General features: G+C 68.8%; 16 protein-coding genes. 5 read left to right on the forward strand and 11 right to left on the reverse strand.

All coding sequences use genetic code 11. The annotated features are described in order from the left end of the window. Nucleotide 1 precedes the first annotated feature (1 nt). From LFM09_RS10710 to LFM09_RS10745, 8 genes are all read right to left on the reverse strand, one after another. Nucleotides 2-706, reverse strand: a complete 705-nt coding sequence (locus LFM09_RS10710) for a cupin domain-containing protein (RefSeq protein ID WP_414096192.1) — start codon at nucleotides 704-706, stop codon at nucleotides 2-4. Further along, on the reverse strand, nucleotides 703-1,590 hold the full coding sequence (locus LFM09_RS10715) for a PmoA family protein (RefSeq protein ID WP_414096193.1): 888 nt from the start codon (nucleotides 1,588-1,590) through the stop codon (nucleotides 703-705). Before LFM09_RS10715 ends, LFM09_RS10710 begins: the two co-directional genes overlap by 4 nt. Continuing rightward, complete coding sequence (locus LFM09_RS10720; RefSeq protein ID WP_414096194.1) at nucleotides 1,572-2,651, reverse strand: Gfo/Idh/MocA family protein; 1,080 nt, start codon at nucleotides 2,649-2,651, stop codon at nucleotides 1,572-1,574. Before LFM09_RS10720 ends, LFM09_RS10715 begins: the two co-directional genes overlap by 19 nt. After that, a complete protein-coding gene (locus LFM09_RS10725; RefSeq protein ID WP_414096195.1) occupies nucleotides 2,648-3,949 on the reverse strand; it encodes an ABC transporter substrate-binding protein in 1,302 nt (433 codons plus the stop codon). Before LFM09_RS10725 ends, LFM09_RS10720 begins: the two co-directional genes overlap by 4 nt. Nucleotides 3,950-3,964: 15 nt before the next feature. Continuing rightward, nucleotides 3,965-4,813, reverse strand: a complete 849-nt coding sequence (locus LFM09_RS10730) for a carbohydrate ABC transporter permease (RefSeq protein WP_414096196.1) — start codon at nucleotides 4,811-4,813, stop codon at nucleotides 3,965-3,967. Further along, nucleotides 4,803-5,726: a carbohydrate ABC transporter permease gene (locus LFM09_RS10735; RefSeq protein ID WP_414096197.1), complete on the reverse strand. Its 924-nt coding sequence runs from the start codon at nucleotides 5,724-5,726 to the stop codon at nucleotides 4,803-4,805. Before LFM09_RS10735 ends, LFM09_RS10730 begins: the two co-directional genes overlap by 11 nt. A 131-nt stretch (nucleotides 5,727-5,857) precedes the next feature. Beyond that, nucleotides 5,858-7,741 (reverse strand): phosphatase PAP2 family protein, encoded by a 1,884-nt coding sequence (locus tag LFM09_RS10740; protein ID WP_414096198.1) that lies wholly within the window; start codon nucleotides 7,739-7,741, stop codon nucleotides 5,858-5,860. Between the two features lie 115 nt (nucleotides 7,742-7,856). Then, entirely contained in the window at nucleotides 7,857-9,824 is a 1,968-nt protein-coding gene (locus LFM09_RS10745) for a hypothetical protein (protein ID WP_414096199.1), read from the reverse strand. 326 nt (nucleotides 9,825-10,150) lie between these two features. On the opposite strand from LFM09_RS10745, the gene LFM09_RS10750 reads away from it, so the two are divergent. Genes LFM09_RS10750 through LFM09_RS10765 form a run of 4 tightly spaced genes read left to right on the forward strand, consistent with a single transcriptional unit; the run spans nucleotide 10,151 to nucleotide 17,299 of the window. Then, nucleotides 10,151-11,053 carry a carbohydrate ABC transporter permease gene (locus LFM09_RS10750; RefSeq protein WP_414096200.1) on the forward strand — a complete coding sequence of 301 codons (903 nt, stop codon included), beginning with the start codon at nucleotides 10,151-10,153 and terminating at the stop codon, nucleotides 11,051-11,053. Next, on the forward strand, nucleotides 11,043-11,870 hold the full coding sequence (locus tag LFM09_RS10755) for a carbohydrate ABC transporter permease (RefSeq protein WP_414096201.1): 828 nt from the start codon (nucleotides 11,043-11,045) through the stop codon (nucleotides 11,868-11,870). Before LFM09_RS10750 ends, LFM09_RS10755 begins: the two co-directional genes overlap by 11 nt. A 30-nt stretch (nucleotides 11,871-11,900) precedes the next feature. Beyond that, nucleotides 11,901-13,202: an ABC transporter substrate-binding protein gene (locus tag LFM09_RS10760; protein WP_414096202.1), complete on the forward strand. Its 1,302-nt coding sequence runs from the start codon at nucleotides 11,901-11,903 to the stop codon at nucleotides 13,200-13,202. A gap of 5 nt (nucleotides 13,203-13,207) precedes the next feature. After that, complete coding sequence (locus tag LFM09_RS10765) at nucleotides 13,208-17,299, forward strand: glycosyl hydrolase-related protein (protein ID WP_414096203.1); 4,092 nt, start codon at nucleotides 13,208-13,210, stop codon at nucleotides 17,297-17,299. On the opposite strand, the gene LFM09_RS10770 is transcribed toward LFM09_RS10765, so the two are convergent. Beyond that, nucleotides 17,266-18,765 carry a glycoside hydrolase family 43 protein gene (locus LFM09_RS10770; protein WP_414096204.1) on the reverse strand — a complete coding sequence of 500 codons (1,500 nt, stop codon included), beginning with the start codon at nucleotides 18,763-18,765 and terminating at the stop codon, nucleotides 17,266-17,268. The two genes, LFM09_RS10765 and LFM09_RS10770, sit on opposite strands and share 34 nt — an antisense overlap. A gap of 254 nt (nucleotides 18,766-19,019) precedes the next feature. Between LFM09_RS10770 and LFM09_RS10775 the strand changes: the two genes are divergently transcribed. Next, nucleotides 19,020-20,384 carry a glycoside hydrolase family 30 protein gene (locus LFM09_RS10775; RefSeq protein WP_414096205.1) on the forward strand — a complete coding sequence of 455 codons (1,365 nt, stop codon included), beginning with the start codon at nucleotides 19,020-19,022 and terminating at the stop codon, nucleotides 20,382-20,384. Between the two features lie 78 nt (nucleotides 20,385-20,462). Here LFM09_RS10775 and LFM09_RS10780 read toward each other — a convergent pair whose 3' ends face one another. Together LFM09_RS10780 and LFM09_RS10785 are read right to left on the reverse strand one after the other, a co-directional pair. Next, nucleotides 20,463-20,741, reverse strand: a complete 279-nt coding sequence (locus LFM09_RS10780; RefSeq protein ID WP_414096206.1) for a PLD nuclease N-terminal domain-containing protein — start codon at nucleotides 20,739-20,741, stop codon at nucleotides 20,463-20,465. 58 nt (nucleotides 20,742-20,799) lie between these two features. Continuing rightward, a complete protein-coding gene (locus LFM09_RS10785) occupies nucleotides 20,800-21,474 on the reverse strand; it encodes a DUF1345 domain-containing protein (protein WP_414096207.1) in 675 nt (224 codons plus the stop codon). Nucleotides 21,475-21,516: the final 42 nt, after the last annotated feature.

Consider the following 21,516-nt stretch of genomic DNA (forward strand, 5'->3'; position numbering starts at 1 on the left):
CTCAGTCGTGCGGGGACCTCCCCTCGGCCGGATCGTGCACGTCGAGCCTTCCGCACATGCCGAACCGCTGCGGACCCTCCGCCCTCATCACGTGGATGTCGGCCTCGGCCAGGTGCGCGATGTCGCCACCCCGCAACAGGTCCAGGTGCTCGCCGGTGCGTTCGGCCGACGCCAGCGCACCGGCGCGCCACCGCTTCTCCCAGTCGTCCACCACGCCCTGCTTGAGCCGCACGGCAGCGCGGTAGAAGTCGTCCAGCGCCCCGTCCTCGCCCGCCTCGACGCGGCGCCGCAACTCGAGGAACCCTTCGAGGGCGAGATCCCGGCGCCGCCGAGCCGACTCCTCGTCACCGGCCTGAGCGTGTGCGGCGTAGTTCCCGGCCAGCACAGACGCTGGGAACGTGAACACCGCGTCACCGGCCTCGGGCAGGCCGCTGTTCTGCATGATCACGATGATCCGCAGGTTGTCGGCGTTCACGAGGCGGTGGATCGTGCCCGGCGTGAACCAGGCGACCGTGCCCTCGCGCAACGGCGTCTCAGCGAACCCGCGCCGGGTCAGCGTCTGGACCGAGCCCTCTCCCCCGACGACGAAGTAGCACTCCGCGCAGGTGAGGTGGACGTGCGGCGATCCTCCGCACAGCCCGTCCACCGTCGGCCAGTCGTACACCCGCAGGCCGGAGATGCCGACCCCGCCCGGAAACGGCGTCACCACGGGTGGGCCTCCACATAGGACTCAAGACGATCCCGGTCCCACGCACCGGAGCCGACGACGAGCCGGTAGCGCAGGCTCAGCTCCTCGCCGGGCGGCAGCTCCACCGTGTCGTGGAAGGCGAACGACGGGTTGACGGCCGCGAACGGGCTGCTGCGCACGAACCAGTGCGTGCCCTTGTTGTCCGGGTGGTCCAGGAACAGCAAAGTCGACGACCGGTCCACCTCGTCGTGCCGGCCGACGAAAGCGAGCCACCTGGCGGCCTTGCCCATCATCTCCTGGCCCGTTCCGCCGTCGGCCGCGATGACCTCGCCGTCGGTGAACGACCGCGGCCCGCGCCAGAAGAACCCGGTGTAGCCGGCCAGCTCACGGCCGTTGGTCGTCGGACTGCCGAACACCAGCGGCTCCGAGCGCAGGTTCGTCAGCGTCGTGGCGAACTCCAGCGTCCACGAGTCGGCCGAGACATCCCGCACCTCCAGCGAACGCGTCTCGTGGACCCAGTGCTGCCCGGACTCGGTGAACCAGGACAGCAGCTCCTCGAACCGGGCCTCGTCCTCGAAGACGGTGAAGTCCTCATGGCGCATGCTGCCCACGTTCGGCAACGCCACATACCCCTCGTCGCGCACGTAAGTGACGCCGCCCCAGAAGTTCTCGCCCGACACGTCGGTGGCGGTCATCTGCACACCCTTGTGCCACCGGTGGTCGTGCGGCCGGAACGCGGTCACCACGTCACCGGCCAGCGTCCGCACCGGGTGCAGATACGGTTTCGGGCCCTCGAACGCGGGTGTCGACGGCCGGTGCACGTAGGTGAAGAGCTCGACGTCGCCCACCGACACGACGAGCACCTCGTCGTCCTGCCGAGTGATCACCGGGCGTTCGCCCATGGGGCACCGATTCCTTCCATCGTCGCGTAGAACGGGCTGTCCGGGCCGATCTGACCGGCCTTCACCACGGTGCCGGTGAACGCCGAGGCGTACAACGCCGCGATGAACTCCATGGTGTTCCGGGTGTCCGCGAGCGTCACGGGCGGCGTCTCACCACTGTCCAGCGCGTCCAGGAACGCCTCCAGCTGACACCTGTGACCGCTCACCATCCCCGACTGCTCCTCGCGCCACCGAGCCACGACCTCATCCTGGCCAGGCGCGGGAGTCACGGTCCAGTGCTCGTCGCTGTAGCCGTAGAGATGCTCGACCTCCACCGTGGCACGCTCGAAGTCGAACCGCAGCTCCGAAGTTTCGCGCGGCGACAGCAGTGAGTTGATCACCGACGCGACCGTGCCGTCGGCGAAGGTCACCAGCGCCATCGACACGTCCTCGGTCGCGACGTCACGTGCCTGCCGCGCGGCGAGCGCCCGGATCTCCTGCCACGGCCCCAGCACGGACAGCAGGAGGTCGAACTGGTGGATGCCGTGCCCCATGGTCGGCCCACCGCCCTCGTTCTCCCACGTCCCCCTCCACGGCACGTCGAAGTAGGCGTCGCCGCGGTACCAGAGCGTGTCGCACTTCGCCACCAGCGACCTGCCCAGCACGCCCTCGGCGGCCAGGCGCCGCAACCGGATCGCGGCCGGCCCGAACCGGTGCTGGAACACCGTGGCGACCCGGCCCGCGGACCCGTGTTCGGCGGCGATCAACGTGTCGATCTCGCTCAGCGACAACGCCGGCGGCTTCTCCACGAGCACGTTCACATCGGCGGCGAGGCATTCGAGCGCCAACGGCACATGGGAGCGCGGTGGCGTGCAGATGTGCACCACGTCCAACTGCTCCGCGTCGAGCAACGCCGCCAGGCTCGGGTGGACGCGCACACCCCACTCGCTCGCGAACGCGGACGCCCGATCGGCGTCCACGTCCACGACGGCGACCAGCTCGATGCGCTCTCCACAAGCCCGCAAAGCCTCGGCGTGGGAGGTGGCGATGGCACCCGTGCCGACGATGGCCGCGCGCCTCACCTCGCCGCGTCCACTTCGGACTGGACTTCCTCGATGAACGACGCGGCCGCCGCCTCGGGGGTGGTCCGGCCGAACAGGACGTCCTCGGTGTGCCGCTTGAGGATCGCGTCGACCGTGCTGGCACCGTTCGGCGTGATCCTGGGCGGATCGCTGACCGGGACGGTGTCGAGGTACTCCTTGGCGGCCTTGTCGGTCTCCTTGAGCTGACCGGCGATGGCCTCGCGGATCTTCTGGTTGGCGGGCACACCGCGTTCGGTCAGCAGGATCTTCGCCGCTTCCTCGTCGTTGGCGAGGAAGCTCACGAACGCGGCCGCCTCCGCAGGGTGCTTCGAACGCGACGACACCGACCAGAACATCGACGGCTTGTAGTACGCACCAGGTGACTTCGCCTGCGACTCACCGGGCAGCCGCAGCAGCTTGAGCCTGGCACCGCTGGCGGCGGTCAGCGCGGTGAGCTGGGTGTTCCACCACAGGCCGAACGCCGCGGTGTTCGTCGCGGTCGCGGACTGGTTCAGCCCGGCCGAGGCCTTCTCCACGGTCACCGACGGCGGTGCCGCGATCCCGGTCTTCGCGAGGTCGGAGATGTAGGTCCAGTACTGCGTCGCGATCTCCGGGGGCAGGACGACCTCGCCCTCCGCGTCGAACAACGCCTTGCCCTGCTGCCGGGCCCGGATGCTCAAGCCCGCCGTGTCGTTGATGCCCGGCGACTGCACGCCGAACACCTGACCACCGCCCGCCTTGGACACCTGCTCGCCGATCGACTTCAGGTCGTCCCACGACCACTTGGTGTCGTCCGGCACCGGAATGTTGTACTTCGCGAGCAGGTCGGTGTTGACCATGATCGAGTACATGCCGAGGCCGACCGGCAGCCCGTACTGCTTGCCGTCGACCGCGCCGGTGGCGAGCGCCTTCTGGTCGAAGTTCGTGGTGTCGAGGTGCTTCTTGGCCTCGTTCAGGTCGAGCAACGCGCCGCGTTCGGCGTAGGACGCGATGTACAGCTCGTCCATCTGCATGATGTCCGGCGCGTCGTTCGCGGCCATCGTGGTGGCGAGGCTGTCCCAGTACCCGTTCCACTCCTTGAACTCGCCTTTGACGGTGATGTTCGGGTGCTTGTTCTGGAACATCTCGATGACCTGCTGGGTCCGCTTGTGCCGGTCGTCCGCGCCCCACCACGTGAAGCGCAGCGTGACCTTCTCCGTCGTGAGATCACCTCCCGCGTCGGAACCGGACCCGCACGCGGCGAGCAGCGACGCGGTCAGCGAAAGCACGACCGCCCACGCGGTACCGGATCGAGGCATGTCCGTTCCTTTCGGCTACTTGCCACCGGTCGTGGCGATCCCCTTGACGAGGTACCGCTGGCCGATGAGGAAGGCGAGGAAGATCGGGACGATCGACACGACGCTCATCGCGAACTGGGAGCCCCAGGACGTGGCGACCGTGGAGTCGACGAACGAGCGCAGAGCGACCGGCACCGTGTACATGTCCGGGTCCGTCAGGTAGATCAGCTGGGTGAAGAAGTCGTTCCACGTCCAGATGAACGTGAAGATCGTCGTGGTGGCGAGCGCCGGTGTCATCAGCGGCAGCACGATCTGCGCGAAGATCCGCGGATGGCCGCAGCCGTCGATGCGCGCGGCCTCGTCGAGTTCCCGGGGCAGACCGCGGATGAACTGGACCATCAGGAAGACGAAGAACGCGTCCGTGGCGAGGATCTTCGGCACGATCAGCGGCAGGAACGTGTTCACCCAGCCGATCTGGGAGAACAGCACGTACTGCGGCACGATGATCACGTGCACCGGCAGCATGATCGTGCCGAGCATGATGCCGAACCACCACCGCTTGCCGCTGAAGTGCAGCCGGGCGAACGCGTAGGCCGCCATCGAGCACGACACCAGGTTGCCGACGATGCAGCCCAGCACCAGGACCGCCGAGTTGAGCAGGTACGTCCCGAACGACGGGCTGAGCGCGTACCAGCCCTCGGTGTAGTTCTCGGTCTTGAGGCTGTCGAGGATCAGGCCGGGGCTGCGGAAGATCTCGTCGCCGGGCCGCAGCGAGCTCACGACCATCCACAGCACCGGGTACAGCATCACGAACCCGATCAGCACGAGTCCGATGTGCTTGGCCAGCACGGTGAGGCGACCAGAAGAAGACCTCTCAGTCTTCATAGAACACCCAGTACTTCGCCGCCCAGAAGTTGATCGCGGTGAACGCCGCGATGATCAGCAGCAGGAACCACGCCAGCGCCGAGGCATAACCCATGTCGAACCGGCTGAAACCCTGCTGGTACAGGTAAAGCGTGTAGAACATCGTCGAGTCGGACGGCCCGCCCGTACCTCCGGAGACCACGAACGCCTGCGTGAACGACTGGAACGCGTGGATGATCTGCAGCACCAGGTTGAAGAACAGGATCGGCGACAGCAGCGGCAGCGTGATCCGCCAGAACTGCGACCACCTGCTCGCGCCGTCGATCGAGGCGGCCTCGTAGTAGACCGCCGGGATCTGCCGCAGTCCGGCCAGAAAGATGATCATCGGTGAGCCGAACGTCCACACGTTCAGCACGATGAGCGTCGACAGCGCCGTGTCCGGGTCGGAGATCCAACCCCTGCCCTCGACACCGAAGAACCCCAGCACCCGGTTCACCAGGCCGTCGGTGCCGAAGACCTGCGTCCACAGCACCGCGATCGCCACGCTCGACCCGAGCAGCGAGGGCAGGTAGAAGGCCGAGCGGTAGAACGCCAGCCCGCGCAGCCCGCGGTCGAGCAACAGCGCCACGCCCAGCGCACAGGCCAGTTGCAGCGGTACCGACACGAGCACGTAGGTGAACGTGACGCCCAGCGCGTTGTGCAGCCGCTCGTCGCTGAGGATGCGGGCGAAGTTGTCGAGCCCGATGAACTTCGGCGGCTGGATCAGGTTGTACTTCGTGAAACCGAGGCCGAAGGACGCGAGCACCGGACCGATCGTGATGAAGACCAGTCCGGCGAACCACGGCGCCAGGAACCAGAACGCCACCCTGTTGTCGCGCTTGCGCACCTGGACGCCGCCGTGGCGCAGGTGACGCAGTTCGTCCAACGCGCTCATGAACCCCCGACCCCGACGTCTGGAAAACGCTTTCCGGAGTCTGCAACGGGGCTTCCCGAGCGTCAAGCAAGGCAGTCGAACAACGTCGAACGAAGTCGTCGAACGGCACCGTCACCGTTCGACAACAGTCCTCAGTGGACCACGCGCACCGCGAGCCCCGCCGGGCTGTACCTGGCCTCGACCCGATGCTCTCCCCCGGGAACGGTGATCCTGGCGAACCTGCCGAGCAGGCCCGGTGCGGCGAGCACCGGCACCACGTCGCCGGCGCGCAGGTCCTCCAGCGAGATCTCCAGCACGCTGCCGGCCGCCAGCCTGATCAGGTGCGCGGCGGTCAGCACGGCGCAGGTACCCCGCCGCACCGTCACCGCGAGCGTGGCCCCCGCCCCCTGTCGATAGCCCCGCACCCGGACCGCCGTATCGAGCCGCAAGGTGCCCGACCGCAGGTCGACGTCGCCCTTGCCCAGCGCGGACGGCGAATCCGCCACGAGCATGCCGCCTTCGACGCGCGTACTGCCGGCGTAGGAGTTGGTGCCCGCCAACGTCAGCGCGCCCGTGCCCCTCTTGACGAGCCCGCCGCGGCCGCCGATCGCGTTGTGCCAGGTGTCGGCGGCGTGGAAGCCACCGCGGTTGGCGTCCATGTCGACGCGCACGTCCGAGTCGAACGCGCCGAAGCCGTCGGCTGCAGCGAAGAGGTTCAGCCGGCCCCAGTGCTCCGGGCCGTCGAGCAGCGCGTGCCCGGACGGGAGTGCGGTCGTGCGCAGGACTTCGCGGCGCTGGTTCGCGGTCAGGTACGGCTGCCTGGTCTCCAGCAACACCTCCGCGCCCTTCGGCACGCTCATCGGGATCCGCCGTCCGGTCTTCGGCAGCCCGTAGGTGAACAGCGGCGCCACGAGACGGGCGTTCGCCTCGCGGTCGGCGTACGGGTCGGTGGAGATGCCCGCCGAGTGCGCGTACTCGAACACGTCGACGCCGACGCGCTGCCGGAAGTACTCGCTCGCCTGCGCCCTGGCGGCCGCCTTGAGCGTCGCGTTCTCCGGGTCGGACAGCGTCGCGGCGGCCAGCGCGGTCGCCAGGATCCGGCCGCCGATGACGTCGGCCGGTGAGTGCATGCCCGCCGTGATCCGGGTGTCGGCGAGGTCGAACGCCCTGGTCACCAGCTCCTGGAACCGTTCGGGGATCGCGTAGGCCAGCGCCAGGCACGCCAGGTGCAGCGCGTTGGTGTGGCCGCTCGGGTAACCCGCGTCGTCGGCCGGGCTGAGGTTGCGCTGACGCAGCAACTGCGGGGCGACCACGACGTCCGATCGGTAGACCGGGTAACCGAACTCGTCCGTCTCACCCGTCGGGACCACCTGGCTGTCCGGGGTCATCCGCCACGGCCGCGGGTACTGGTAGGCGTACTTCGACGGGTTGCCCGAGGCGAACGGCCCGCGCAGGGTGTTGACCAGCAGCACGACCTGGCCCAGCGCGGAGTCCGGCGAACCCGCGCCGAGCGCCGATCCGGCCGGCGCGTCCGGCGGGAGCTTCTCGTCCACTGTGGACGGTGGGGTGCCGTCGGGTGCCGAGGTGATGCCGGTGACGGCCTTGGCGCCCGCCTTGTACGGCTCGGCGAGCGGGCCGAGCCCTCCGATCGCGCTGTAGCTCTGGTGCTGACGGTCCACGATGAACGCTCGCTTGGCCTGATCGGCGGTCCGCGCTCCGGTGATCCGCGCGACGTGGCGGACGTTGGCCCTGAGCACCTCCCGGTTGAGCACGACTCCGGTGTTCCAGCTGCTACCGGTGCGCCAGAGGTCCTGCATCCCGGACAGGGCGCGGACCGCGGCGTTGGTCTCCGGTGTCAGGTTGGCGGGCACGTTGGTGCGGTAGGAGTCGACGAACGGCGCCGCACCCGTGGGCAGTGCGGCGGCGCTCGCTTCGAGTGCCAGGTCCAGCGCGGCCGGGCCGAGCAGCATCCCGGCGGACAGCATCGCCGAACGACGCAACAGGGTTCTGCGGTCGAACCCGTCGACAGTGGTCATGTTAACGCTCCCAATTGTCCCTGAAGGACGCGTGTGGCGGCACGGGGATTGTGGTGCACAATACGCAACGAGACCGGACCGTACTCGAAGCTGAGGTGGTGTGAGCGTTAACAGTTCACGATGCGGCGAGGCGCAGCACCGGCTCGCCGCCCACGTCACCGGCCGGGTGACCGACCAGCGCCGTGAAGAACGGCGTGCGCACCCGCACACCCTCCAGGGGCTCGTCCGCCGACACCTCCAACGCCACGGGCTCGGGCCCGTAGCAGAGGGCGAAGACCGCTCGCCCGTGCGGCGTGGCGGCGATCGGATCGGCCAGCACGAGGTTGGTCGAGACGACCCGGCGCCAGCCCGCGTCCGGGTCCCCGTAGCCCCTGGGGTCGTCGCCGAGCCAGAACGACAGCTGCTCCTGGGTCATGCCCGCGGTCCGCGGGCTGTTGAAGTACGCGGTGCCGTCCGGCGGGTTCTCCACCCGCAGGCCGGCGGCCGAGCTCAGCGCGAGCCCGCCCGCGAGCAGCGCTGCACCGGTGGTGAGGGCCCGCCAGGGTTCGCCGAGGTCGAACGGGCTGCCACCTGGCACGCCGACCGTCCGGATGCGACGCTGCCGCGAGCCTTCGGCCGTCGCATAGGGAAGACCGGCGAGAAAGCTCAGCTCGGCGTTGAGGGGCAACGCCGCGCGGTCGAGCACCGCGACCACGAACAGCCGTTCGCCGTCGGTGACGTACAGCTGCTGCACGGAGAGCATGACCTGGTCCCAGGTCACCACCGCCTTGGTCACCAGCTTCGCGCCCAGCCCGCCCTCGGTCACGTCACGCACGCGCGCGGGACCGAGCGGGCGGGTCAGCAGCAACCTCCTGCCGTCCGCGTAGTGCACCAGCGGCCCGATGCCGTGCTGGTGGTCCACGACCGACTCGATCACCGCGGTCCCGCCGGCGTCGATCAGGTACGGGGTGAGGCCGGCGGTGAGCGACACCGACGCCTTCCCGTGCCGCAACGAGTAGCGGGTGTGCACGGGAGCATCGGCGGGCTCGCGGTACCACCGGTGGCCGTCGAGGAAGAACCACACGGTGGTGAAGGCGAAGTGGCCGCTCGGCAGGCCGGGCGTCGAGGCGCAGTAGTAGGCCACCCGCCGGTCACCGAGGTACCGGCCGAGCTCGGCCCGGACGCGACCGCTGAAGAACCGCAGGCCGAACATGCCCTCACAGCCGCAGTGCTGCTCGCTGTAGCGGGGCCCGCCGTAGTCGAAGCCACGGACCGAGAGCCGCGTCTCCAGGTGCCGGGCGATCTCGTCGCCGTCGTCGAGGAAGCACTGCTCGCCGCTCACCTGGTGAGCCCTCGCCAGGAACGTCAGCGAGATCGGCAGGTAGTTCTGGTCGTGCCCGGCGCCGTGCTCGACCGGCAGCCGCAAGCCGCGGTCGACGACGCGCTTGGTCCTGACCTCGCTGTGGTACAGGAACATCGCAACGTCCACGATGGACTTCTCGGACAACAGCCGCCCCAGGGTCAGACCCGCCACCACGGCACCGATCGCCTGGTTAGCGGTCTGCTGCGGGTTGAACATGCTCGCTTCGGTGAGCCAGCGCCAGTAGCCGACCGCCAACTCCGACAAAGCCGCCCACTGAGTCTCGGTGATCACCTCGCGGCCGAACTCCAGCACGTTCACCGCGTGCAGCAGCGCCCACACGGTGCTGGGCCAGTCACCGAAGGGGTGGTCGCCGGACTCGAGCACGTAGCGGGCGTACGGCAGACCGCTGTCGCGCACGAGCAGGAACGGCTCGCCGGGGTTGTCGGCGCGGAAGACCCGTTCGGCCAGCACGAAGTCGAGCCCGCGCCGGGCCGCGTCCACCAGCTCGGGATCGCGCCGATCGCCGCGGTGCCAGGCCAGGCACAGCAGCGACACCACGCCCAGCGCCATGTCACCGATGTCGTCGACCGCGGCGTGGTCCTCCAGGTTGCCGTCCGGGCGCTGCCGGCCGATCGCGGCGGTCACCGCCCGGCCGAGCACCATCCGCAGTTCTTCGTGGTCGTCCGGCAGGTCGTGCACGCTCGCGTGCTGGCTCGGCAGGTACACCGCGGCGGCGGTCATCGGTACTCCTCACGCCCAAGATCGAAAGCTGTGGTGGGCGTGCGTGGCCGGAGTGCGTTGCCTCCCCGTCGTTTCCGTGTGCGTCGCGGCTGGGACCCGCCTTGTTGGTTTAAACGTAAACTTGTTCACCCGGTCGGCGTCAAGCCTCAAGTTCGACCGACCCCTTGGGTAACAAGGTTTCCAGAAGATCTTCTTGACAGCCGGGTAGCCGGTTCCTACAGTCCCGGAAAGCGCTTTCCGGCTCCCTGGGACGGACCACGGGAAATGCACCGTGCGTGGCATCGATGCAAGACCCAACGGTCCAGCGATGACGTCCCAGGAGTGGCATGTCAGCAACACCCGTACGCAAACACAAGCGGCACAAGCACAATCTCGCGGGCTACGCCTTCCTCGCGCCCTGGCTGATCGGCCTGTTCGCGTTCACGCTGATCCCGATGGTGTACTCGCTGTACCTGTCGCTGACCAAGTTCAACCTGCTCACCGCTCCACAGTGGACCGGCGTCGACAACTACGTCCGGCTGTTCTCCGACGAGCGGTACCTGCAGTCGATCAAGGTGACCCTGCTGTACGTGTTCACCTCGGTACCGCTGAAGCTCGCCGCGGCGTTGCTCGTCGCCGTCGCGCTCAACCGCGGGCTGAAGGCGCTCGGCTTCTACCGGGCGACGTTCTACCTGCCGTCACTGCTGGGCGCGAGCGTCGCGGTCTCGGTGATGTGGCGGCAGATCTTCTCCCGTGACGGCCTGGTCAACCAGTTCCTCGGCCTGTTCGGCGTCGAGGGCGCCGACTGGATCGGCGATCCGCGCTACGCGATGTGGACCCTGGTGTTGTTGTCCGCCTGGCAGTTCGGCACACCGATGCTCATCTTCCTGGCCGGGCTCAAGCAGCTGCCCCAGGACCTCTACGAGGCGGCGGCCATCGACGGCGCCGGGCGGTTCACGGTGTTCTTCAAGATCACGCTGCCGTTGTTGTCCCCCATGGTTTTCTTCAACCTCGTGCTGGAGACGATCAACGCCTTCCAGACGTTCACCCCGGCCTACGTCATCTCGGGCGGCCTCGGCGGGCCGATCGACTCGACCTTGCTCTACACGCTTTACCTGTACCTCAAGGGGTTCGGCAGCATGCAGATGGGTTACGCCTCCGCGATGGCGTGGGTGTTGTTCGCCGTGATCGGTCTCTTCACCGCGCTCTACTTCTGGTCGGCCAGGAAGTGGGTGAACTATGCGGACTAGGACCCACTGGCGTGCGCACGCCCTGCTGCTGCTCGTCCTGGTGGCGATGATCTATCCGATGGTGTGGCTGGTCGGCGCGTCGTTCAAGCCGGAGAACCAGATCTTCACCACGATGAACCCGCTGCCGCTGGGCTTCACCATCGCCAACTACGTCAGCGGCTGGACGGCGACGGGCACCTCGTTCACCGTCTACCTGGCCAACTCGATGACGGTCTCGCTGTGCACAGTGATCGCGAACGTGGCGTCGTGCTCGGTGGCTGCGTATGCGTTCGCGCGCCTGGACTTCGCGTTCCGCAGGTTCTGGTTCGCGGTGATGCTCGGCACGATGATGCTGCCGTTCCAGGCCACCCTGATCCCCCAGTACGCGATCTTCTACCAGCTGAACTGGATCAACACCTTCCTGCCGCTGGTGGTGCCGTACCTGCTCGCCTACGACGCCTTCTTCATCTTCCTGATGGTGCAGTTCATCCGCGGCATCCCGCGCGAGCTGGACGAGGCGGCGGCGCTGGACGGCGCGGGGCACGTGCGGGTGTTCTTCAGCATCATCCTGCCACTGCTCAAACCCGCGTTGCTCACCACGACGATCCTCACGTTCATCTGGACGTTCAACGACTTCCTGCGCCAGCTGGTCTACCTGTCCGACCACTCGCGCTACACCGCGCCGCTGGGCCTCAACGCGTTCGTCGACCGGGCGAGCGGCTCCAGCTACGGCGGAATGCTCGCGATGTCCGTAGTCACGCTCGTGCCCACCGTCGCCGTCTTCCTGATCTCGCAACGCCGGCTCGTCGACGGCGTCGCGACCACCGGCATCAAGTAACGCCTTTCCCCGCCAAGAAAGGGAGAACCCATGTCCATTTCCAGGAGAGGCCTCTTCGGCCTCGCCGGTGGTCTCGCCGCGGCCTCGGTCGCCGGCTGCGGTTTCGCGCCGACCAGCGGTGGTGGCGCGGCGAGCAACTCGCTCACGTTCCGCTGGTGGGGCGGCGAAGCGCGCAACAAGGCCTACCAGGCCGCCTTGAAGATCTTCACCGAGAAGACCGGCATCAAGGTCGACGCCCAGTACTCCGGCTACGACGGGTACTTCAACAAGCTCAACACGGAGTTCGCGGGCGGCAACCCACCGGACCTCTTCCAGATGGACACCGCGCTGGTGAGCACCTACGCCGCCAAGGGCGTGCTGACCGACCTGTCGTCGTTCATCCCCGGCACGATCCACCTGGACACCCTGTATCCCGCGGTGCGCTCGGCGGGGTCGGTGGACGGCAAGCCCTACGGTGTTCCGTCCGGCTCCGGGATCGCCCCCGTTCTCTACGACAAGACCATCTTCGAGCAGGCGAAGATCCCGGTGCCCTCCGACAACTGGACGTGGAACGACTTCGCGCGGATCGCCGGCGAGCTGTCGAAGGCCATGGGACAGGGCAAGTACGGGTCGCTGGACGCCTCCAAGGACGACTCCGGCGCCCTGCAGCCGTGGCTGAGGCAGCGCGGCAAGGACCTCTACAACGCCGAGGGCAAGCTCGCGTTCGGCAAGGACGACCTGGCCGAGTGGTTCACCTTCTGGGACGGCCTGCGCAAGTCGGGTGCCATCTGCCCGCCCGAGATGCTCTCCAACACCGACTCGGCGACCGGCAACCACCCGTTGATCGCGGGGCAGATCGCGATGACCACGGGCTGGGGACTCGCGCAGATGGCGCCGTTGACCCAGCACACGCTCGACATCGTGGTGGTTCCGCGCAGCAGCGACGGCAAGACCGGGCAGGCGATCAGCGGCGGTGTCCTGCTCTCCGTGCCGGTCAAGAGCAAGAACGCAGAGGGCGCGGCCAAGCTGATCGACTTCTTCATCAGCGACGTCGACGCGATCAAGGCGATGGCCATGTCCCGCGGCATCCCGCCGTCGAGCAAGGCGTTGGAGACCCTGACGCCGACGTTGACCGCGGCCGACAAGCGGGACGTCACCTACGCGCAGTACGTCGCCGACGAGGTGGCGAAGGACGCGCTGCCGAGCGCACCGACCGCGCCGCCCGGTTACAACGACGCGAAGACGGCGCTGGACGCGGCGGCCAAGCAGGTCGCCTTCGGCAAGATGTCGATTCCCGACGCGGTCGCGATGTACTTCCGCGACGCCGAGGCAGCACTGAACGGGGCCAAGTAGCACCGATGGTGGAAAGCACGGATCTCTTCGTCGGACCGGTTTCCGCACCGCGCCAGCTGATCCGGGTCACCGTGGCGGTGCCGCGGCCCGAACCGGCGTGGGTGCGGATCACCGGGCCGTTGGTCCGCACACCCGAACCGGTGCGCGTGGCGGCGGGTCAGGGTGAGGTCGTGGCCGAGGTCGGCGTGGTCTTCTCCGCGCCGACCACCGCCGGCACGTCCTACCCGGCGACCGTGCTCGTCGCGCCGGTCAGCGGTGCGCCGCCGTTCGCGTGGGACGTCACAGTGACCGTCGCCGAGACCGGGTGGACGATGTGGATGGTCTCGCACTTCCACTACGACCCGGTGTGGTGGAACACCCAGGCCGGCTTCACCGAGACGTGGCTCGACCTGCCCGGCGCGCAGGCGAAGCGGATGCCGTTCCAGCTCTCGGCGTTCGACCTCGTGCGCGCTCACCTCGACGCAGCTCGGGAGGACGAGGACTACCGGTTCGTGCTCGCCGAGGTCGACTACCTCAAACCGCACTGGGACGCCTTTCCGGCGGACCGGCACGACCTGCGGCGGTTCCTGCGCGAGGGCCGGATCGAGATCGTCGGCGGCAACTACAACGAGGCCAACACGAACCTCACCCATCCCGAGTCGACCGTCCGCAACGCGGTGCACGGCGTCGGTTTCCAACGGGACGTGCTGGGCGCCGACCCTCGGTCCGCCTGGATGCTCGACGTGTTCGGGCACGATCCGTCCTACCCCGGACTGATGGCGGACGCGGGGCTCACGTCGAGCGTGTGGGCGCGCGGGCCGTGGCATCACGTCGGGGCCAAGCGGCACACCGGCGACATCACCAGGATGCAGTTCCCGTCCGAGTTCGAGTGGATCTCGCCGAGCGGGCGCGGGGTGCTCACCGCCTGCCTGGCCGACCACTACGTCGCCGGGTGGGACATCGAACGGAAGTCCACTTTGGACGAGGCGATGGCGGAGGCGTACCGGCAGTTCAGCACGTTGCGCCAGGTCGCGGCCACGCGCAACGTCCTGCTGCCGGTGGGACACGACCACAACGTGCCGTCCCGCTTCTGCACCGAGATCCACCGCGCGTGGAACGCCCGGTACGTCTGGCCGCGCTTCGTCGTCGGCCTGCCGCGCGACTTCTTCGCCGCGGTGCGTTCCGACGCCGCCGCGCGGTCAGTGACGTTCAGCCCGCAGACCAGGGACATGAACCCCGTCTACACCGGCAAGGACGTCTCGTACGTCGACACCAAGCAGGCACAACGCGCCGCCGAGGTGGCGGTGCTCGACGGCGAACGGATGGCAGCGCTCACAACCCTGCTGGGAGCGGGGTATCCGGCGTTCGCGCTGGACAAGGCCTGGCGTCAGCTGATCTACGGCGCGCACCACGACGCCATCACCGGTACCGAGTCCGACCAGGTCTACCTCGACCTGCTGACCGGGTGGCGGGAGGCCGACGAGCTCGGCCGTTCCGTCCTGACCGGTGCGATCTCGCACCTGGCGTCCAGTGCCGACACCTCCGGTGCGGGTGAGGCGGTGATCGTCGTCAACACCCTGGCGTTCGCGCGCGATGCCGTTGTGAGCGTTGAGCTCCACCTGCCCGGTTTCCGCGGTGCCCGCGTCACAGATCCCGACGGAGGGCAGGTCCCGGCCGTGACCGAGGCCGTGATCAAGCACCCGGACGGCACGCTCGAACTGACGCTGACCTTCCTGGCGCGGCAGGTGCCCGCGTCCGGGTATCGGGTGTACCGGGTGGTCGACGCGTCTTCGGTGCCGCCGCGCTGGACTCCGCGCACCGGCGTGGCGATCGCCTCCGAGTCGTTCCTCGTCCAGGCTGATCCGGCCAGGGGCGGCGCGTTGACGAGCGTGTACGACCGGACGGCTCTGCGCGAGCTGGTGCGGCCCGGCGGCCTGGCGGCAGAACTGCTCGTGCAGGACGAACACGCCGGGCATCCGGTGTGGGGCGAGGGGCCGTGGCACCTGCTGCCCAAGGGTCCCGGTGCCACAGCCGGTCCGGCCGACGTGCACGTCGAGACGAGCCCGATCGGCGAACGCCTGGTCAGCCGCGCTGTCCTCGGAGACCTGCGGATCACCCAGCAGGTGACGCTGTGGCACGGGTTGCCGCGCGTCGACATCCGGTCCCACGTGGACGGTTCGATCGGCCAGGACCGGTTGCTGCGCAGCCGGTTCGCCTTCGACCTGCCCGGCACGCTCCCCGTGGCCGAGGTCGGGTTCGCCGCCGTGGGCAGGTCGTTCGGCTTCGTGGACGTCGACGCGGCAGCCCACCTGTGGACGCTCGACAGCCCCGCGCACACGTGGGCAGGTCTCTCCGCTCCCGTGCGGCTCCGGCTGCCGGACGGCGTCCTGCACGCCATCGGTGTCGCCGAGGTCGTCGCCGAGGACGGCCGGGAACTGCTGGCCGCGTTGGTCGCCAAGGGCGTCACCGCCACGTGCACGCGCCCGGCCGGCCCGCGTTACGGTGCGCTCGACGTGGACTCGAACCTGCCCGATGTGCGGATCGTCGTGGGCGACAACGCGTTCACGGCCGCGGTGCTCGACAGCGCGCCGGCCGAGTACCGCAGCGCGCTCGCGGAGTCCGGCAGTGTGTTCGTGCCCGCCTGGACCCCGCGAGCAGAACAGTGGAAGCCGCACGCCGACCTGCGCGGCCGGCGCGATCTGCCCGTGCTCGTCGTCACCGATGTGAACGCGCTCATCGAGGACCTCGCCGACGCGTGCGTGGAGGTCGCCGGGCCGGGCGGCACCACCGACCCCGCGACCGACTACTCCGTGGCCGTCGTCAACCGCGGCACGCCGGGCTTCGTCGTGACACCGGACGGCACGCTGCACGTCTCGCTGATGCGGTCGTGCAGCGGCTGGCCCGCCGAGGTGTGGATCGACGGCGACCGCCGCACCGTGCCCGACGGGTCGAGCTTCGCCTACCAGCACTGGTCTCACACGTTCGAGCTGAGCCTGGTCGCCGCAGCGGGTGACTGGCGCCAGGCGGGATTCGCCCGCGCCGGTCAGGACGTCAACCACCCGCTGCACGCCCACCAGGTCCCTTCGACGACGGGAGCTCTGCCGGCCGAGCTGAGCCTGCTGTCCGCGTCACCGCCGAACGTCCTGCTGACCGCGGCGAAGAACCGAGGCAACCCGATCGCGTCCTGCACCGCGGAGCACGGCTCGGATCTCGCGGTGCGGCTGTACGAATCGGCCGGCACCCCGACCACCGCGTCGATCTCGCTGTACGGCGGTCTCTCCGCGGCCCACCGCACGGACCTGCTGGAGCAACGCGACCTGGAGCCGTTGACCGTCCACTCCGGACAGATGGAGGTTCGGCTGGGCGCTGCGGACGTCGCCACCCTGCGGCTGACACCCGCGTCCGCGCTTCCGGTGACGCCGACCGAGTCCGTGGAACCGGTCCAGCCGATCTACACGAAGTACTGGCGCCACAACGCGGGCCCCGCACCGATCGGTAACCTGCCGGTGACCGTGCACGTCACCCCGTCGTTCGTCCGGCTCGCCCCCGGCTCCACCGGGCAAGCGTCGATCAGCGTCAGCTGCAGCGGCACCCCGGCCAAGGGGCGCCTGGAGTTCGCCGACGGTCAGTCGTGGGACTACGACCTGGCAGCCGGCGAGTTCGCCGAGTTCACCGCCACCGTCAAGGCGCGGCCGGGGCGCCATCTGCACGCCGCCCGCATCCGCGACCACCTCGGCCAGGTGCTGGAGGACACCGTCGAGGTGGTGTCCGGCCCGACCACCGACCGGGAGTTGGTGGACGTCGTGCTCAGGGCGGGCGCTCTCCTGCTCGGTCCGGGCGAGCACGCTCTCCTGCCGGTCACACTGCAGAACCGGGTGCAGAGCGAGGTGCGCGGGGAGGTCGCCGTGATCAGCCCGTTCGGCACCTGGGACGGCGACGTCGCGATCGGCCCGCGAACCCAGCCGTTCGTCATCCCGCCGGGCGGCAAGATCACCGTGCCGGTGACGGCCACCGCCGCTCCGACCGCTCGTCGCGGCGCGCACTGGTGGGCGCTGGTGCGGGTGGCCGCCCACGGCCGGCTGTACTACTCCCCCGCCGTTCCGGTCAGCGTGCGGTAGGTGAAATCGCGGAAGTCGGCCCACGACTCGCTCGGCACGCCGTCGCTGGTCGCGTACAGTCCGATGTGGACTCCGGTGAACCCGCCGGCGACGGGCGTGCTGAGGAACCGGCCGTCGAACGGCTCGCCCAGCGGTCGTCTGCCGATCAGCGCCTGGTGCTCCTGCCCGCGCGCCTCCACACCCAGCCGCACGACACCTTCCGCGACCTGTGTCTCGGCGAGCACCTCGTCCTGACCGCCGGACCGGCGCACCAGCGTCACCACGCGGTCGGCACCGAGCAGCAGTCGCACGTGGTGGTCGTTGTTCTGCAGCAACACGAGCCCGGCTGCCTCGGTCGATCCCGCGGGCGTGAAGTCCAGCTCACACGAGGCGTGGAACGACTGGTGTTGCTGACGACGCAGGACGACGCTCGGACTGACGAGGTCGGTGATCGACTCCGGCCGCACCTTCAGCCGGACGTGCCGTTCGGTCAACGAACAGAAGTCCGATTCCGGTGTGCGCAGGAACATCCACGCCGGGTCAGCCTCCGGCCACGGGTGCGGCGGCAGGTCCGGCACGGGATACACGGCCTCCACCCGTCCGGTGCCGGGGCTGAACACCGGCCCGTCGTCCTCCCACGTCACCGGCACGAGAAAGGTCTCGCGACCGAGGTTGTAGTAGTAGCCACCGTACGGCCGGGTCGCGAGCAACACCGCGTACCACTGACCGTGTTGCGTGCACACCAGGTCGGCGTGCCCGGTCGCCGAGATGGGGTGTGAACGGCCGAGATGGCGATGCGTGAGCACGGGGTTCAGCTGCGAGCCCCGGTACGGACCGGTGATCTCGTCGGCGAACGCCACGACGACCGAGTGCGCGAAGTCCGTGCCGCCTTCCGCACACACCAGCACATACCGCCCATCCACTTTGTACAGATGTGGTGCTTCGAGCCACAGCGAGTCCGCCATCGCCCCGCGGAACACCACGTGCTCCTCGCCGACGAGAGCCAACGACTCCGGGTCGAACTCGCGCAGGTAGATCTCGTTGCGGCCGTCACGGATCTCCCGGGTCGCCGTCCACCACGCCCGTCCGTCGTCGTCGAAGAACAACGACGGGTCGAACCCGGCGGCCTCGGGCAACCACGTCGGCTCGGACCACTGTCCCGCCGGATCGGTTGCGGTGACCACGAAGTTGCCGGTCTCCCGCGTGCCGTGCACGAGTGTGCACACCACGTAGAAGACGCCGTCGTGGTGCCGGATCGTCGGCGCGTACAACCCGCCGGACGCCCGCACACCCTGCAACGGCAGCTGCGACGGCCGGTCCAGCACGTGTCCGAGCTGCCGCCAGTGCACCAGGTCGCGGCTGTGGAAGACCGGCAACCCGGGGAAGTACTCGAAGGTGGACGTGACGAGGTAGTAGTCCGGTCCCACCCGGCACACGGAGGGATCCGGGTGCGAGCCGGACAGGACCGGGTTCGAGAACTGTGCCAAGTGGACTCTCCAGCTACGGGTTGAGTCTGGTGCAGGCAGGCTCGGGCCGCTCGATGTTAGACCGGAGGCTCGTCGGGAATCCGCACTGCGTCGTTCCGAGCGTTGACGCCCTCGGTGTTGCAGTCGTCAATATAGAGCTTGGCGGACCGCCAGGAAACGGTTCACGAGCTGTCCGTCCGCTGAAGCGGGTCGAATTCGAGTCGAAGAAGCTGTCCGGATTGCTTGCACCGCAACGGTTCCACCACTCTGGATGAATGACATCAGCGGTGGTCGCCACAGCGGTGCTTCTCCTGGGCACGCTCGTCACTCCGGCCGCGCCGGCCACGGCGACCATCGACGGTGCCAGACCACACCAGCAGATCGACGGTTTCGGGTTCTCCGAGGCGTTCGGGCGTGCCGAGATCATGCACGGCTCGCAGGGCCTCTCCGCGTCCGAACAGCGCGAGATCCTCGATCTGCTGTTGTCGCGCAACACCGGCGCCGGAATGTCCATCGTGCGACTGGGCATCGGGTCCACGTCCACCAACTCCATCCAGCCGACGGACCCCGGCGGCCCCAGCGCGCCCCCGCGCTACGTCTGGGACCGCGACGACGAGAGCCAGGTGTGGCTCGCCCAGCAGGCCAAGGCCTACGGGGTGAACCGCTTCTACGCCAACGCCTGGAGCGCGCCCGGTTACATGAAGACCAACGGGGACGAGGCCAACGGCGGCAGTCTCTGCGGGCTGGCCGGCGCGTCCTGCGCGAGCGGTGACTGGCGCCGTGCCTACGCGAACTACCTGGTGCAGTACACCAAGTTCTACGCGCAGGAGGGCATCAGGATCACCGACATCGGGTTCACCAACGAGCCCGACTACACCACCGACTACTCGTCGATGCGCTTCACCCCGGCCCAGGCGGCGGAGTTCACCAAGGTCCTCGGACCCGTCGCCGGCGGGCTGAAGGTCGCGTGCTGCGACTCGTTCGGCTGGAACCAGCAAGCCGCCTACACCAGGGCGATCGAGGCCGACCCGACGGCGCGCGGGATCGTCGCCACGCACACCGGCCACACCTACGCGTCGCAGATCACCGGCCCGTTGCCGACCTCGCGCCGCAGCTGGATGTCGGAGTGGTCGCCGAACGGAACGACGTGGAACGAGAACTGGGACGACGGCAGCGGCTACGACGGCCTCACCATCGCGAAGGCAGTCCACACCGCGCTCACCACCGGCAAGGTCAACGCTTACGTGTACTGGTACGGCGCGTCGGTGGGCGCCACCCGCGGCCTCATCCAGATGAACGGCGACAGCTACCGCGTGTCGAAACGGTTGTGGGCGCTGGCGAACTACAGCAGGTTCATCCGTCCCGGCGCGACGCGGATCGACGCGACCTCGTCGGGCGGGCTGCTGCTGTCCGCGTTCCGCAACACCGACGGCACCCTCGCCGTCGTCGCGCTCAACACGGGCACCAGTGCCAGCTCCGTCTCCTACACCCTCAAGAACGTCGCCGCCGGCACCGCGACCCCGTACCTGACGAACACGACCGCCAGCACGACAGCACAGTCCCCCATTCGCGTCGCGAACGGCGCGTTCACCGCGACTGTGCCGGCACGGTCGCTGATCACCTACCGGATCACGCCATGACGCTGGCACGTTTCGCCAGCCCGGTGAACACCGCCGGCTCGTACAACATCGGCCTGCTCACCCAGACCCACTCCACTGCTAGTGCACACCGGCGGGCCGCCTGCCGGCGACGAACCACAGGATGCCGCCCAAGAACGGGAGGGAGAACACCACCAGCAGCCAGAGGATCTTGGCGCCACACCCGATCGGCGCACCCAGCACGCTGATCAGAGCGGCGCCCCAGAAGACCAGGAGAGCGACAGCCCCGAGCACGACGAGCACGAGGCCGCCGCCCTCCAGCAACCTGAGCTGCTGATCGGACAGTGCCTGCACGACCTGAGGTGACATGAGCGCGAGGTCAGGTCCGTTCGGACGCATCGGGCATCGTCCTGAGGGACGATCGCCCGTCCTGCCTGGAGTGGATGTCAGAGCGCTCTCACGCGGTGCTGCTGATGCTGGCCACCAGGTTGATCGTGGTGGCCAGCACACCCGTGCCGAACAGGTACGACAGCAGCGCGTGCCGCAACGCCGTGCGGCGGATCTCCCTGGTGGACAGCGAGGTGTCGGAGACCTGGAACGTCATGCCGATGCTGAAGGCCACGTAGGCGAAGTCGCCGTAGTCGGGCGGTTCCGGCTGGTTGAAGTCGATACCGCCGTCGACGTCGACGTAGTACAGCCGGGCGTAGCGCAACGTGAAGATCGTGTGCACCACCGTCCACGACAGCACGACCGACAGCACACCCAGCCCCACGCGCAGCAGTTCGGACGTCCCGGTCGTCTCCGCGGCTCGGGCCAGCACGAAACCCACCGAGACCAGGCTCGCGGTCGCGGCGAGCAGCAGGACGATCTCGGCCGCGGTGCGCGTGGGGTCGTTGCGCACCGCGTGCTGAGCGGTCTGCTCGGCGTCCATCGGCCAGATCAGGCTCCACACCCAGACCAGGTAGACCAGCGTCGCCACGTCCCAGCCGACGAGCGGCCCGAACTCGGCGTGGCCGAGCAACGACACCACAACGCCGGCCGTCACGCCCGCGGCCAGCACCGTCGCGAACTTGGCCCGCGCCAGGACGAAGCCGTCGTCGGACAGCGGGCGGACCGGAAGATCAGCAGGCATGAGACCCGAAGGTACGACATGCCCCGACCTGCCGGTCGCCCG

It is taken from the genome of Lentzea alba, from assembly GCF_047445655.1.
Classification (GTDB): domain Bacteria; phylum Actinomycetota; class Actinomycetes; order Mycobacteriales; family Pseudonocardiaceae; genus Lentzea; species Lentzea alba_A.

What these genes read in the sequence shown, in the direction of transcription:
- LFM09_RS10715 (WP_414096193.1), bottom strand. Translation starts at nt 1,590, where the DNA reads ATGGGCGAACGCCCGGTGATCACTCGGCAGGACGACGAGGTGCTCGTC.
- LFM09_RS10725 (WP_414096195.1), bottom strand. Translation starts at nt 3,949, where the DNA reads ATGCCTCGATCCGGTACCGCGTGGGCGGTCGTGCTTTCGCTGACCGCG.
- LFM09_RS10730 (WP_414096196.1), bottom strand. Translation starts at nt 4,813, where the DNA reads ATGAAGACTGAGAGGTCTTCTTCTGGTCGCCTCACCGTGCTGGCCAAG.
- LFM09_RS10735 (WP_414096197.1), bottom strand. Translation starts at nt 5,726, where the DNA reads ATGAGCGCGTTGGACGAACTGCGTCACCTGCGCCACGGCGGCGTCCAG.
- LFM09_RS10740 (WP_414096198.1), bottom strand. Translation starts at nt 7,741, where the DNA reads ATGACCACTGTCGACGGGTTCGACCGCAGAACCCTGTTGCGTCGTTCG.
- LFM09_RS10745 (WP_414096199.1), bottom strand. Translation starts at nt 9,824, where the DNA reads ATGACCGCCGCCGCGGTGTACCTGCCGAGCCAGCACGCGAGCGTGCAC.
- LFM09_RS10750 (WP_414096200.1), top strand. Translation starts at nt 10,151, where the DNA reads ATGTCAGCAACACCCGTACGCAAACACAAGCGGCACAAGCACAATCTC.
- LFM09_RS10755 (WP_414096201.1), top strand. Translation starts at nt 11,043, where the DNA reads ATGCGGACTAGGACCCACTGGCGTGCGCACGCCCTGCTGCTGCTCGTC.
- LFM09_RS10760 (WP_414096202.1), top strand. Translation starts at nt 11,901, where the DNA reads ATGTCCATTTCCAGGAGAGGCCTCTTCGGCCTCGCCGGTGGTCTCGCC.
- LFM09_RS10765 (WP_414096203.1), top strand. Translation starts at nt 13,208, where the DNA reads ATGGTGGAAAGCACGGATCTCTTCGTCGGACCGGTTTCCGCACCGCGC.
- LFM09_RS10775 (WP_414096205.1), top strand. Translation starts at nt 19,020, where the DNA reads ATGACATCAGCGGTGGTCGCCACAGCGGTGCTTCTCCTGGGCACGCTC.
- LFM09_RS10780 (WP_414096206.1), bottom strand. Translation starts at nt 20,741, where the DNA reads ATGCGTCCGAACGGACCTGACCTCGCGCTCATGTCACCTCAGGTCGTG.
- LFM09_RS10785 (WP_414096207.1), bottom strand. Translation starts at nt 21,474, where the DNA reads ATGCCTGCTGATCTTCCGGTCCGCCCGCTGTCCGACGACGGCTTCGTC.